Source organism: Halomonas kalidii, from assembly GCF_030010475.1.
Taxonomy (GTDB): domain Bacteria; phylum Pseudomonadota; class Gammaproteobacteria; order Pseudomonadales; family Halomonadaceae; genus Halomonas; species Halomonas heilongjiangensis.
In genome coordinates, this window is record NZ_JASCQN010000040.1 from 75,631 (window position 1) to 88,124 (window position 12,494).

At 68.1% G+C, this 12,494-nt stretch carries 11 protein-coding genes and 4 tRNA genes; 10 read left to right on the forward strand and 5 right to left on the reverse strand.

Going from position 1 to position 12,494, the window contains the following annotated elements:
* Position 1 precedes the first annotated feature (1 nt).
* Positions 2–2,776, forward strand: a complete 2,775-nt coding sequence (locus QLQ85_RS11325; protein WP_282739081.1) for a sensor histidine kinase — start codon at positions 2–4, stop codon at positions 2,774–2,776.
* Here the strand turns inward: QLQ85_RS11325 and QLQ85_RS11330 are convergent.
* The 3 genes from QLQ85_RS11330 to QLQ85_RS11340 all read right to left on the reverse strand — a co-directional run bounded on the left by QLQ85_RS11330 (position 2,745) and on the right by QLQ85_RS11340 (position 5,558).
* On the reverse strand, positions 2,745–3,881 hold the full coding sequence (locus QLQ85_RS11330) for a DUF294 nucleotidyltransferase-like domain-containing protein (protein WP_282739082.1): 1,137 nt from the start codon (positions 3,879–3,881) through the stop codon (positions 2,745–2,747). The two genes, QLQ85_RS11325 and QLQ85_RS11330, sit on opposite strands and share 32 nt — an antisense overlap.
* Before the next feature lie 84 nt (positions 3,882–3,965).
* The gene (locus QLQ85_RS11335; protein WP_282723798.1) at positions 3,966–4,256 is read right to left on the reverse strand and encodes an HlyU family transcriptional regulator; all 291 of its coding nucleotides are present in this window, start codon (positions 4,254–4,256) and stop codon (positions 3,966–3,968) included.
* Between the two features lie 81 nt (positions 4,257–4,337).
* Positions 4,338–5,558: an argininosuccinate synthase gene (locus QLQ85_RS11340; RefSeq protein WP_282739083.1), complete on the reverse strand. Its 1,221-nt coding sequence runs from the start codon at positions 5,556–5,558 to the stop codon at positions 4,338–4,340.
* A gap of 210 nt (positions 5,559–5,768) precedes the next feature.
* Between QLQ85_RS11340 and rnt the strand changes: the two genes are divergently transcribed.
* Entirely contained in the window at positions 5,769–6,437 is a 669-nt protein-coding gene (gene rnt / locus QLQ85_RS11345) for a ribonuclease T (protein WP_282739084.1), read from the forward strand.
* Between the two features lie 205 nt (positions 6,438–6,642).
* Here the strand turns inward: rnt and QLQ85_RS11350 are convergent, their stop codons facing one another.
* Positions 6,643–6,990 carry a Grx4 family monothiol glutaredoxin gene (locus QLQ85_RS11350; protein ID WP_102627593.1) on the reverse strand — a complete coding sequence of 116 codons (348 nt, stop codon included), beginning with the start codon at positions 6,988–6,990 and terminating at the stop codon, positions 6,643–6,645.
* Between the two features lie 176 nt (positions 6,991–7,166).
* Here QLQ85_RS11350 and argF point away from each other — a divergent pair, with 176 nt between their 5' ends.
* A complete protein-coding gene (argF, locus tag QLQ85_RS11355; RefSeq protein ID WP_282739085.1) occupies positions 7,167–8,087 on the forward strand; it encodes an ornithine carbamoyltransferase in 921 nt (306 codons plus the stop codon).
* Positions 8,088–8,183: 96 nt separating this feature from the next.
* Positions 8,184–8,489 (forward strand): hypothetical protein, encoded by a 306-nt coding sequence (locus tag QLQ85_RS11360; protein ID WP_282723803.1) that lies wholly within the window; start codon positions 8,184–8,186, stop codon positions 8,487–8,489.
* Between the two features lie 204 nt (positions 8,490–8,693).
* Here the strand turns inward: QLQ85_RS11360 and QLQ85_RS11365 are convergent.
* Positions 8,694–8,769: transfer RNA gene (locus tag QLQ85_RS11365), tRNA-Ala, on the reverse strand.
* A gap of 206 nt (positions 8,770–8,975) precedes the next feature.
* Here QLQ85_RS11365 and uvrY point away from each other — a divergent pair.
* The 6 genes from uvrY to QLQ85_RS11395 all read left to right on the forward strand — a co-directional run bounded on the left by uvrY (position 8,976) and on the right by QLQ85_RS11395 (position 12,491).
* Positions 8,976–9,623: a UvrY/SirA/GacA family response regulator transcription factor gene (uvrY, locus tag QLQ85_RS11370; RefSeq protein WP_282739086.1), complete on the forward strand. Its 648-nt coding sequence runs from the start codon at positions 8,976–8,978 to the stop codon at positions 9,621–9,623.
* A gap of 63 nt (positions 9,624–9,686) precedes the next feature.
* Positions 9,687–11,501 carry an excinuclease ABC subunit UvrC gene (gene uvrC / locus QLQ85_RS11375; RefSeq protein ID WP_282739087.1) on the forward strand — a complete coding sequence of 605 codons (1,815 nt, stop codon included), beginning with the start codon at positions 9,687–9,689 and terminating at the stop codon, positions 11,499–11,501.
* A gap of 68 nt (positions 11,502–11,569) precedes the next feature.
* Positions 11,570–12,118, forward strand: a complete 549-nt coding sequence (gene pgsA / locus QLQ85_RS11380; protein WP_282723806.1) for a CDP-diacylglycerol--glycerol-3-phosphate 3-phosphatidyltransferase — start codon at positions 11,570–11,572, stop codon at positions 12,116–12,118.
* Positions 12,119–12,181: 63 nt separating this feature from the next.
* A tRNA-Gly gene (locus tag QLQ85_RS11385) sits at positions 12,182–12,256 on the forward strand.
* Between the two features lie 42 nt (positions 12,257–12,298).
* Positions 12,299–12,372: transfer RNA gene (locus QLQ85_RS11390), tRNA-Cys, on the forward strand.
* 32 nt (positions 12,373–12,404) lie between these two features.
* Positions 12,405–12,491, forward strand: a tRNA-Leu gene (locus QLQ85_RS11395).
* The last annotated feature ends 3 nt before the right edge of the window (positions 12,492–12,494 follow it).

Below are 12,494 nucleotides of genomic sequence, written 5' to 3' on the forward strand. Positions count from 1 at the left end.
CATGAGGGGAGACATGGTGGTGCTGAGTGTCGCCTTCGGCTACCTGGCGCTGCTGTTCGTGATCGCCGCCTGGGGCGACCGCCGCGCCGAGCAGGGTCGCTCGCTGATCGGCTCGCCCACCGTCTACGCCCTGTCGATCGCCGTCTACTGCACCGCCTGGACCTTCTACGGCAGCGTCGGCCGGGCCGCCGAGCACGGGCCCAGCTTCCTGCTGATCTACCTGGGGCCGACGCTCGCCATGCTCATGGCGCCCTTCGTGATCCGCAAGATGGTGCGCATCGCCAGCGCCCAGCGCATCACCTCCATCGCCGACTTCATCAGCGCCCGCTACGGCAAGAGCTCGAGCCTGGGCGCCCTGGTGGCGCTGATCGCGCTGATCGGCATCACCCCCTACATCGCGCTGCAGCTCAAGGCGATCACCCTGAGCCACGCGGTGCTGGTCAATTACCCCGAGGCCGCCGCGCTGAGCCTGGCCGAGGAGAGCTTCTGGCACGACAAGTCGTTCTGGGTGGCGCTGGTGCTGGCGGTGTTCATCATCCTCTTCGGCACCCGCCACCTCGACGCCAGCGAGCGCCACGAGGGCATGGTCGCGGCCATCGCCTTCGAGTCGCTGGTCAAGCTGGTCGCCTTCCTGTCGGTCGGGGTGTTCACCCTCTTCGTGCTGTTCAACGGCCCCGGCGATCTCTTCGCCCGCGTGGCGGCGGTACCGGCCCTGGCCGACGCCCTGAGCCTCGAGGCGGTGCCGGGCGGCGCCGTCGGCTGGGTCGGCATGCTGGTGCTGGCCTTCCTCGCCTTCCTCACCCTGCCCCGCCAGTTCCAGGTGCTGGTCGTCGAGAACGTCGACGAGCGGCATCTCAAGCGCGCCAGCTGGCTCTTCCCGCTCTACCTGCTGGCGATCAACCTGTTCGTGATCCCCATCGCCATGGCTGGGCTGCTGCTCGGCGGGACGGGCAGCGACCCGGACAGCTTCGTGCTCACCCTGCCGCTCTCCGCCGGGCTCGATGGGCTGCCGCTGCTGGTCTTCATCGGCGGGCTCTCGGCGGCCACCAGCATGGTGATCGTCGAGACCATCGCGCTCTCGACCATGGTCAGCAACCAGCTGGTGATGCCGCTGCTGCTGCGCTCGCGGCGCCTTCACCTGGGGTCCCGTGGCGAGCTCGCCGGCTGGCTGCTGGGGATCCGCCGCGTGGCCATCGTGCTGATCCTGCTGCTCGGCTACCTCTACCATGCCCTGATCGGCGACTCCTACAGCCTGGTGACCATCGGCCTGGTCTCCTTCGCCGCCGCGACCCAGTTCGCCCCGGCCATGCTGATCGGCATGTACTGGCGCGGTGCCACCCGCAACGGCGCGGCCCTGGGCCTGATCGCCGGCTTCCTGATCTGGGCCTGGACCCTGCTGCTGCCGGGCTTCGCCCTGTCGGGATGGCTCGACGCCGGCTTCATCGACGAGGGGCCCTGGGGGCTGTCCTGGCTGCGACCCTATGCGCTGTTCGGCCTCGAGGGCTGGGACATCTATACCCATTCGTTGCTGTGGAGCCTGCTCGCCAACGTCGGCCTGCTGGTCGGGGTGTCGCTCTTCACCCGCCAGGGGCCGCTGGAACAGACCCAGGCGGCGCTGTTCGCCGAGGCGATGCACCCGGGACTGATGGAGACCTCGCTGTGGCACGGCCAGACCACCCGCGGCGAACTGCGCGCCCTGCTCGATCGCTACCTGGGCCTCGCCGCCACGGCGCGGGTCTTCGCCCGGCAGGGCGAACACGAGGGCGACGACCAGCCCGCCCCGCCGGCGCTGATCGCCCGCGCCGAGCAGGCGCTGGCCGGCGCACTCGGCAGCGCCTCGGCCCGGGTGCTGATCAACTCGGTGGTGCGCGGCGAGGCGCTCGACCTGGAATCGATCCTCAGCATCCTCGACACCACCTCCCAGACCCTGGAGTACAACCGCCGCCTGGAGCAGAAGTCGCGGGAGCTGGCGCGCATCGGCGAGGAGCTGCGCGCCGCCAACGAGCGGCTGCGCGAGCTCGACCGGCTCAAGGACGAGTTCGTGGCCATGGTCAGCCACGAGCTGCGCACCCCGCTGACCTCGATCCGCGCCTTCGCCGAGATCCTGCGCGATGGTCGCGACCTGCCCGACGAGAAGCGCGAGCACTTCCTCGACGTGGTGGTGCTGGAGAGCCAGCGCCTGTCGCGGCTGATCGAGGAGATCCTCGACCTGGCACGGCTGGAGAGCGGCCGCCTGACCCTCACCCCGCAACCGCTGGACCTGGCCGCACTGGCCCGGCACAGCGTGGACGCCGTGCACCGGCTGCAGGAGAACCGCGGCGTGAGCCTCGAGGTCGAGATGGCGCTGGAGACGGCACCGGTGATCGGCGACCCGGACCGGCTCGAGCAGGTGATCATCAACCTGCTCGACAATGCCGGCAAGTTCGCCGCCGACGAGGACCCGCGGGTGCTGTTGCGCCTCGAGCGCCACAAGGGGCACTTCCGCCTGGCGGTGGAGGACAACGGCCCCGGCATCGCCGAGGACGAGCGTGAGCGGGTGTTCGAGAAGTTCCACCAGATCAAGCGCAGCGGCGGCCAGACCCGCGGTCGCCCGCGGGGCAGTGGCCTGGGCCTGCCGATCAGCCGCGGCATCGTCGCCCACCTGGGCGGGCGGCTGTGGGTGGAGGATGCTCCGCACCTGGGGGGCGCCTGCCTGGTGATGGAGCTGCCGGCCGCGCCGCCGGAGGCGCAGGCGGCCGACCGCCCTACCCTGCTGCCCGTCCCCGGGCCAGCCTGACCAGCGCGCGGATCTGCTGGAGATCGTGACGCAGCAGCAGGCGCCGGTCCTCGCCGAGGCGGGCGACATCCACCCAGCCATCCACCGGACGTCCCTCCTGGAGGTTCAAGCGCTGCTCGGCCAGCAGCAGCCCCTGCAGGCGCTCGAGTGCCGCGGTCAGGGCCAGGGCCCGCTCGGCGCTCAGCCCCCCCTTCACCACCAGGTCGGTCAACCGGGCGCGGGTCTCCGGCGGTCGCACGCCATGGCGCAGCGCCAGCAGCCGGACGGCATTGACCAGCGGCAGCACGCCCTGGTGCTTGAGGTTGAGGGCGCGGTCGTGGGGGGCCCCCTCGCGGCTGCCGGCGAGCCGCCCGAAGCGATCCAGTGCCACCGGCAGTTCGTCGAGCAGCGCGGCCATCTCGTCGAGGAACAGCGGGGAGCGAGGCATCAGCCTGGCGACGTGGTCGGCCAGCGCCTCGGCCAACGCCGCCTCGCCACGCACCGGAAAGAAGTCGAGCAGGATATTGGCCTGCTGGACCCGCTTGACGCGCCGGTCCGCGGTCCAGATCGCCAGTTGCTCCGTCCACTCGCAGAGCCGCTTGCGCCACATCGGCCAGCGCGCCATGACGTGGCCGCTGCACAGCGGGATGCCGGCCTCGTCGAGACGGGTGGTGAAGCGTTCGCCGAGCGCCTGGAAATAGCCGTCGATCTCGGTGTGCCGGCTATCGGGATAGTCGGCGATGATCATGGCATTGTCCTGGTCCGGCGCCAGCAGGCTCTCGTGGCGGGCCGCTGAGCCAAGGGTCAGCACGCACCAGGCCGTGGGGGGCGCGCCCCAGCCCTGCCCCTGCATCTCGTTGAGGGAGAGGTCGATGGCGCGGCGGTAGAGCCAATCGTTGTGGTCGCTGACCAGCTGCGCGATGCGCCAGGCCGGCAGGTCGAGGCGGTCGAGCGCGTCGACCAGCTCGGCCTGCCAGCGGTGGGCGACGGCGAGACTCGGTGCCGGCCCCAGCGAGGTCAGCGCATCGCGCAGCGGCGCGACCAGCGATGGCAGCCGGGCGGGATCGGGCAGGGCGTCGGCGGCGAAGAGGTCCCGCCAGGGCGAGGCGCGATGCAGCAGGCGCATGGAGGCTCCGGGTCAGCGTGAACCGCACTTCACGAATACCCGAAGTGTAGCGAGGCGCGGCGGCCGGGGCACTTGGGCGAAGGGTTAAGTGAACATCTCGTCGCCCACCTCGTCGATGAAGCGCTGTGCCTTGCTGATCATCAGCTGATCGCAGGCCTCGCGCCCGGGCACCATGTCGGAGCGCTCGAAACGGTGCTCGAGGAGCTCGCCATCGGCGCCGGGCTTGCGGATCCAGCCGCTGACGCGGTACAGCCCCCCCAGCTCGGCGGGCTCGGAGACGATCTGGAACCCCTTGTACTCCACCGGCTCGGCGGCCGCATCCTTCGGCTTCTCGTCACCGCCGCCGAACAGCCCCGACAACAGTTTCTTGAACATTGTGCTGTCCTCACCAATGATAAGCCTCGAAACGACGACGCCGGCGGCGAGCCGGCGTCGAAGAGGGCGCGGGCGCCGGGCTCAGTCCTGCTTGCGGCCCTTGCCGGCGGCGATGCGCAGGCGCAGGGCGTTGAGCTTGATGAAACCCTCGGCGTCCTTCTGGTCGTAGGCGCCGGCATCGTCCTCGAAGGTGGCGATCGACTCGTCGAACAGCGACTGGTCGGACTTGCGGCCGACCACGGTGGCGCTGCCCTTGTAGAGCTTCATGCGCACCACGCCGGAGACGTTCTTCTGGGTCTCGTCGATGGCGGCCTGCAGCATGCGGCGCTCCGGGCTCCACCAGTAGCCGTTGTAGATCACCTTGGCGTACTTGGGCATCAGCTCGTCCTTGAGGTGGGCCTCCTCGCGGTCGAGGGTGATCGACTCGATGGCACGGTGGGCGCGCAGCATGATGGTGCCCCCCGGCGTCTCGTAGCAGCCGCGGGACTTCATGCCCACGTAGCGGTTCTCGACGATGTCGAGGCGGCCGATGCCGTTGTCGCCGCCCAGCTTGTTGAGTGTCTCGAGCACCTCGTGGGGACGCATCGGGGTGCCGTCGATGGCGACGATGTCGCCCTGCTCATAGGTCAGCTCCACATAGGTGGGCTGGTCCGGGGCGGTCTCCGGCGAGACGCTCCAGCGCCACATGTCCTCCTCGGCCTCGGCCCAGGGGTCCTCGAGGATGCCGCCCTCGTAGGAGATGTGCAGCAGGTTGGCGTCCATGGAGTACGGCGACTTCTTCTTGCTCGAGGAGAAGTCGACCGGGATATCGTGCTGCTGGCAGTAGGCCATCAGCTTCTCGCGGGAGGTCAGGTCCCACTCGCGCCACGGGGCGATCACCTTGACGCCGGGCTTGAGCGCATAGGCGCCCATCTCGAAGCGCACCTGGTCGTTGCCCTTGCCGGTGGCGCCGTGGGAGATGGCGTCGGCGCCGGTCTGGTTGGCGATCTCGATCAGGCGCCTGGCGATCAGCGGGCGGGCGATGGAGGTGCCGAGCAGGTACTCGCCCTCGTAGATGGTGTTGGCGCGGAACATCGGGTAGACGTAGTCGCGCACGAACTCCTCGCGCAGGTCCTCGATGTAGATCTCCTTGACGCCCAGGGCCTGGGCCTTGGCCCGTGCCGGCTCGACTTCCTCGCCCTGGCCGATGTCGGCGGTGAAGGTCACGACCTCACAGTCATAGGTCTCCTGCAACCACTTGACGATGACGGATGTGTCCAGGCCGCCGGAATAGGCGAGAACGACCTTCTTGACATCGGACATTGAGGGGCTCCTGAAATTGAAATGAATGACAGCGGTGAACGTCATGGAGCATCGATTATAGCGCGGCAGCCCGCCAGCGAATACCGGCCACGGGACGCAGCCAGGCCAAACTGCTAGACTGCCGCGATTCGATGCCGACCGGGACACGACCGTGCTCCTGGATGACGGTGCATTGGTCGTGACGAGCCGGAATGACGCAAGGAGAGGTGCATGAGCGAGGCGATCGCCCGCGAACTGATGGCGCAGCGATTCCGCAGCTTCCTGCCGGTGGTGGTGGACCTGGAAACCGGCGGATTCAATGCCGAACGCGATGCGATTCTGGAGATCGCCGCCGTGACCCTGACCATGGACCCGGAGGGCAACCTGATTCCCGATGCCACCTACGCCTTCCACGTCAAGCCCTTCACCGGGGCCAACGTGGAGCAGTCGGCGCTGGACTTCACGGGCATCAGGCTCGACGACCCGCTGCGCCAGCAGGTGGCGCTCACCGAAGCCGAGGCGCTGGGGGAGATCTTTCGTCCGGTACGCAAGGCGATCAAGGCCCACGGCTGTACCCGGGCCGTGCTGGTGGGACACAATGCCGCCTTCGACCACGGCTTCCTCAACGCCGCCGTGGCTCGCTGCGGCATCAAGCGCAACCCCTTCCACCCCTTCTCGAGCTTCGACACCGCCTCGCTGGCCGGCCTGATCTACGGCCAGACGGTGCTGGCCCGCTCCTGCCGGGCGGCCGGCATCGAGTTCGACAACAGCTCGGCCCACTCGGCCCGCTACGATACCGAGCGCACCGCCGAACTGTTCTGCGCCATGGTCAACCGCTACAAGGACCTGGGTGGCTGGGCACTGGCCCAGCACGAGCAGGGCATCGAGGAGCAGCCGTAAGCGGCTAACGCAAGCGGGCCCGCCGGATCACGACGGGCCCGCTGCCATGGCCTGCTACCCTCCTGTGGGAGCGCAGATTTTCTGCGCGATTGGCGCCGGCAGGCGCCCAGGTGCTGATCGCCAACGGCTCGACTCACCGCCGGCGCCGCTTCGCGACGCATCGCCCGGCAGAGCCGGGCTCCTACAGTGGGGCGTGCAGCCCAGCTCAGGCTTCCGGCTTGTCGCTGGCTTCGGCGCGCGCGGCGGCCTCCTTGACCAGCTTCTCGAGTTCGCCGTTCTGGTACATCTCGACCACGATGTCGCAGCCGCCGACCAGCTCGCCCTCGACCCACAGCTGCGGGAAGGTCGGCCAGTTGGCCACCTTGGGCAGCTCGGCGCGGATGTCCGGGTTGTCCAGGACGTTGACGAAGGCGAAGCGCTCGCCGCAGGCCATCAGCGCCTGGACGGTCTGGGCGGAGAAGCCGCACTGGGGCAGCTGGGGGGTGCCCTTCATGTAGATCAGGATGGGGTTCTCGCTGATCTGACGCTGGATGTTCTCGACGGTAGTGCTCATGGGCCTGTCCTTTCTGAAGCTTGAAACGTGGGAGTCTGGAACGGGGATGGACCGTCGCCCCGGAATACCCGAGTGCGGTCGTCGGCATTGAGTGTGTCCATTCTACTGATGCAGGGCGCATTGCGCATCCCCCCGGCGCTGGCTAGGATGGTCGTTTTTTCCCGTGGAGCGACCCCATGGCCACCCGCCACTTCCTGACCCTGCTGGACCTCAGCCCGGAAGAGCTGCGCTACCTGATCCAACGCGCCATCTCGATCAAGAACGGCCTGAAGACCCACGGCCCGACCTACACCCCCTTCGCCAACCGCACCCTGGCGATGATCTTCGAGAAGTCGTCGACGCGCACCCGGGTCTCGTTCGAGACCGCCATGGCGCAGTTCGGTGGCCATGCGCTGTTCCTGTCGCCCCGCGATACCCAGCTCGGCCGCGGCGAGCCCATCGAGGACACCGCCCGGGTGCTCGCCGAGATGGTCGATGCGGTGATGATCCGCACCTTCTCCCACGCCGGGCTCGAGGCCTACGCCGCCGCCAGCACGGTGCCGGTGATCAACGCGCTCACCGACGACTACCATCCCTGCCAGTTGCTTGCCGACATCATGACCTGGACCGAGCTGCGGGGGGGCGTGAAGGGGCGTACCGCGGTATGGATCGGCGACGGCAACAACATGTGCCACTCGTGGATCAACGCCGCGCGCCAGTTCGACTTCCAGCTGCGCATCTGCTGCCCCGAGGGTTACGAGCCGCGCCGGGACATCCTCGACGCCGCCGGGGATCGCGTTACCCTCTTCCGCGACCCGCGCGAGGCGGTGACCGGCGCCGACCTGGTGACCACCGATGTGTGGGCCTCCATGGGTCAGGAGGAGGAGCAGAGCAAGCGCGAGGCGGCCTTCGCCGACCTCCAGGTCAGCGAGGCCCTGCTCGACCTGGCCAGGGACGACGTGCTGTTCCTGCACTGCCTGCCCGCCCATCGCGGCGAGGAGATCAGCGAAACGCTGCTCGACGACCCCCGCGCCGTGGTCTGGCAGGAGGCCGGCAACCGCCTGCACGCCCAGAAGGCACTGCTGGAGTTCCTGCTGATCGGCCGAGTCGACGGCTAGCCGCCACCGGCCGATCACCGACTAGACTTTGGTCGCATATCGTCCCTCGTGGTATAGTGCGCTGCAGCACACTGGAGTCATAGGGAGATGCAGCGCATGACACCCGACACTTCCGCCACGGCCGGCATGCAGCGCAGCCTGCGCCAGTGCCTGTCGCACATGGCCGCCCTGCTCTATCACCACGGCCACGTCCTGGAGTCGGTAACGGTTCCCCACCGCGGCCTCGACCGCAACGCGATGCGCGACCTGCACGCCGCCTCGGGCGACTGGTCCACCTGCCTGCGCGTCCTCGAGCGCAGCGAGGCCGCCGCCTACAACGAGCAGGACCGCTTCGTGCTCACCGCCCTGGGTCGCGAACTGCTGTTCGACATGTTCGGCGAAGGCGCCGCCGACTGCGCCTGACCCCCTGCCGCCTGCGTACCGACCCCACGACGGCGCCGCCCTCCAGCATCGGCGACGCCCTCTCTCGCCGCCCACCCTCACCACGGTCCGCCCCGCCAGGCTTGCGGGACACTTCGCCAGCACTGTATCGGCACACGAAGAACACCAGCACACGAAAAAGCCGCTTGAAGCAGTGCTTCAAGCGGCTGATTCTTCTAAACTTGTTGGTGGAGCCTAGCGGGATCGAACCGCTGACCTCAACACTGCCAGTGTTGCGCTCTCCCAGCTGAGCTAAGGCCCCACACCGTCTCGCCGTGCGAGAACGAGGCATATAGTACGCAGGGTGACAGGCCGGGTCAACCCCGAGGCGAAAGAAAAGGGTGAACGAGAATATTCACCCCCTCGCACCAATTCCTCTTAGGATGAAGTTGTGTCACTCTTACGCTACCAGAGACATCATCCGTCGTCGCAGTCGATGATCCGCCATTTCGCTCAGGAGGCACTGCCTTGATCCGGGTTCTTGTTGCCGATGATCACCACCTGGTAAGGACCAGCATTGCCCACCTGCTGAATGCCGAGGAGGACATCAGCGTGGTCGGCGAGGCCGCCGACGGGGAGGATGCCATCACCCAGGTCCGCACCCTGCGTCCGGACATCGTGCTGATGGATATCCGCATGCCCGGCATCGGCGGCCTCGAAGCGACCCGCAAGATCACCCGGGGCATGGACGAGACCCGGGTGCTGGTGCTGACCGCCTTTCTCGAGGAGACCTTCGCCCAACGCCTGCTGGAGGCCGGGGCTCACGGCTTCATCAGCAAGGGTTCGCAGCACGACGAGATGGTCGGGGCCATTCGCAGCGTCTTCGCCGGCCAGCGCTACGTCAGCCCCGAGATCGCCCAACGCCTGGTACTGTCGCGAATCGACTCCCAGGATAACCCCTTCGACCAGCTCTCGCAGCGCGAACTGCAGGTGGCGATGATGATCGTCAACTGCCAGAAGGTGGCCGATATCTCCGATCGGCTCTTCCTCAGCCCCAAGACGGTCAACACCTACCGCTACCGGATCTTCGAGAAACTCGGCGTCCACTCCGACGTGGAACTGACGCACCTGGGACTGCGCCACGGTCTGGTCGACGGCTACGCAAGCGTGGAGTGAGTCCCCCCCCGCCCGAACGATCTGCTAGGATGACACTCCCGTCGTCCCGGCCGCGTTTCCCGCATGAGCTTCGACCACCGCCACTTCCTCGACACCGTCAGCGAGTCCCCCGGCATCTACCGCATGCTCGACGATCAGGGCGAGACCCTCTACGTGGGCAAGGCCCGCCGGCTCAAGGCACGGCTGGCGAGCTACTTCCGCGGGGCGCTGAACACCAAGACCCAGGCCCTGGTCGCCCGCATCGGCGATATTCAGGTCACGGTGACCAACAGCGAGACCGAGGCGCTGCTGCTGGAACAGACGCTGATCAAGGAGCTGCGTCCGCCCTACAACATCCTGCTGCGCGACGACAAATCCTATCCCTTCGTCTTCGTCACCGATCGCCACCCCTTCCCGGCACTGGAGTACAAGCGCGCCCGCACCCGGCGCGACGACGGCCGCTACCTGGGCCCCTACCCGAGCAGCGGCGCGGTACGCGAGAGCCTGTCGCTGATGCAGAAGATCTTCCGCATCCGCAACTGCGAGGACAGCGTCTTCGCCCACCGCACCCGTCCCTGCCTGCAGCACCAGATCCAGCGCTGCAGCGCGCCCTGCGTCGGCTACATCGACGAGGCCGACTACCGCCGCGATCTCGAGCACGCCGTGCAGTGCCTGGAGGGCAAGAGCGAGCAGGTCACTCGCGAGCTGACCCGCGACATGGAAGCCGCCAGCCGCGACCTGGACTTCGAGGAGGCGGCCCGGCTGCGCGATCAGATCCAGCACCTGCGCCAGCTCCAGCAACGCCAGTTCGTCGACACCGCCGCTGGCGATGCCGATGTGTTCGCCCTGGCGAGCCGCCCCGGGGCGCTGTGCATCTCGGTGCTGACGGTGCGCCAGGGCCGGTTGCTGGGCGCCCGCCACCACGCCCCGAGCAACGGCCTGGACCTGGGCCCCGAGGCCCTGCTCGGCGATTTCGTCAGCCAGTTCTATCTGGGCCAGGCCCGGGAGATCCCCCAGGAGGTGATCACCAGCCACCGGGTGCCGGACGCCGACCTGATCGCCCGGGCGCTGGCCGAGCGCGCCGGCCGGCGCGTGCGGCTGGCCGACCAGGTGCGCGGCCACCGCGCCCAGTGGCGGGAGCTTGCCCGGACCAACGCCGAGCAGCAGCTCGCCAGCCAGCTCGCCGGCCAGGCCCAGCTGTCCCATCGCTTCGAGGCCCTGCGCGAGGCCCTGCACCTCGAGGCAGTGCCGCGGCGCCTGGAGTGCTACGACATCAGCCATAGCCACGGCGAGGCCACGGTGGCGTCCTGCGTGGTGTTCGACGCGAACGGGCCGCGCAAGTCCGATTACCGCCGCTTCAACATCGAGGGCGTGGCCGCCGGCGACGACTACGCCGCCATGCGCCAGGTCCTGACCCGTCGCTTCCGGCGGCTCAAGGAGGGCGAGGGCGAACGGCCCGACATCCTGATCGTCGACGGCGGCAAGGGCCAGCTCAACATGGCGCGCGAGGTGTTCGCCGAACTCGGCGTCGAAGGCGTGATGCTGCTCGGGGTGGCCAAGGGCACCACCCGCAAGGCGGGGCTCGAGACGCTGTTCGTCGAGACCGTCGAGCGCAGCCTCGACCTCGATGGCGCCTCCCCCGCCCTGCACCTGATCCAGCATATCCGCGACGAATCTCACCGCTTCGCCATCGCCGGGCACCGGGCCCGGCGCGACAAGGCCCGACGCACCTCGACCCTGCAGGAGATCCCCGGCGTGGGGCCGCGCCGTCGACGCGAGCTGCTGCGCTTCTTCGGCGGGCTGCAGGGCGTGAAGCAGGCCAGCCGCGAGGAGCTGGCGCGGGTTCCGGGCATCAGCGCCACCCTCGCCGAGACGATTCATCGCGCCCTGCATGGATGACGGCGCCCAAGCTGGATAGAATGAGTGGCCTCTTGGCCCCACCCTACCGGCAAGGACAGCATCACCCGATGAACATACCCAACATTCTGACCCTGGCTCGTATCATCTTCATCCCGTTGCTGGTGGTGCTGTTCTATCTGCCCTTCGCCTGGAGCATGCCGGTGGCCGCCGGGCTCTTCGGTCTGGCCTCGCTCACCGACTGGCTCGACGGCTACCTGGCGCGCCTCTGGGACCAGTCGACCCCCTTCGGCGCCTTCCTCGACCCGGTGGCCGACAAGCTCATGGTGGTGGTGGCCCTGGCCCTGCTGATCGAGCGCTACGAGGCCCTCTGGCTGACCCTGCCGGCGCTGGTGATCATCGGTCGCGAGATCGTCATCTCGGCGCTGCGCGAATGGATGGCCGAGATGGGCAAGCGCGGCCAGGTGGCGGTCTCCTGGATCGGCAAGGTCAAGACCAGCCTGCAGATGATCGCCCTGCTGGTGCTGCTGGCCTTCGCCCCCGGCTCGTCGCTGGCCAATATCGGCGTCGCCACTCTCTACCTGGCCGCCGTGCTGACCCTGTGGTCGATGATCCTCTACCTGCGCGCCGCCTGGCCTCACCTGAGTCGCTCGATGTGACGACGGGCAGTGAAAAGCGTTTGACAGTCACCGACTTATCCGTATAATTCGCTCTCGAGTCGAGCGGGAATAGCTCAGTGGTAGAGCATCGCCTTGCCAAGGCGAGGGTCGCGAGTTCGAATCTCGTTTCCCGCTCCATTCTCTCCGTCGAGAGCTTCTCGACAGGGAACGGCTCGATGAGGCTGGATGGCAGAGTGGTTATGCAGCGGACTGCAACTCCGTGTACGCCGGTTCGATTCCGACTCCAGCCTCCATCTTCCCCCGACTTTTCGCCCGAACCCATGCCGCCCGGATGGCGAAATTGGTAGACGCAAGGGACTTAAAATCCCTCGGTGGCGACACCGTGCCGGTTCGAGCCCGGCTCCGGGCACCAGCC

What these genes read in the sequence shown, in the direction of transcription:
- QLQ85_RS11325 (WP_282739081.1), top strand. Translation starts at nt 2, where the DNA reads ATGAGGGGAGACATGGTGGTGCTGAGTGTCGCCTTCGGCTACCTGGCG.
- QLQ85_RS11330 (WP_282739082.1), bottom strand. Translation starts at nt 3,881, where the DNA reads ATGCGCCTGCTGCATCGCGCCTCGCCCTGGCGGGACCTCTTCGCCGCC.
- QLQ85_RS11335 (WP_282723798.1), bottom strand. Translation starts at nt 4,256, where the DNA reads ATGTTCAAGAAACTGTTGTCGGGGCTGTTCGGCGGCGGTGACGAGAAG.
- QLQ85_RS11340 (WP_282739083.1), bottom strand. Translation starts at nt 5,558, where the DNA reads ATGTCCGATGTCAAGAAGGTCGTTCTCGCCTATTCCGGCGGCCTGGAC.
- rnt (WP_282739084.1), top strand. Translation starts at nt 5,769, where the DNA reads ATGAGCGAGGCGATCGCCCGCGAACTGATGGCGCAGCGATTCCGCAGC.
- QLQ85_RS11350 (WP_102627593.1), bottom strand. Translation starts at nt 6,990, where the DNA reads ATGAGCACTACCGTCGAGAACATCCAGCGTCAGATCAGCGAGAACCCC.
- argF (WP_282739085.1), top strand. Translation starts at nt 7,167, where the DNA reads ATGGCCACCCGCCACTTCCTGACCCTGCTGGACCTCAGCCCGGAAGAG.
- QLQ85_RS11360 (WP_282723803.1), top strand. Translation starts at nt 8,184, where the DNA reads ATGACACCCGACACTTCCGCCACGGCCGGCATGCAGCGCAGCCTGCGC.
- uvrC (WP_282739087.1), top strand. Translation starts at nt 9,687, where the DNA reads ATGAGCTTCGACCACCGCCACTTCCTCGACACCGTCAGCGAGTCCCCC.
- pgsA (WP_282723806.1), top strand. Translation starts at nt 11,570, where the DNA reads ATGAACATACCCAACATTCTGACCCTGGCTCGTATCATCTTCATCCCG.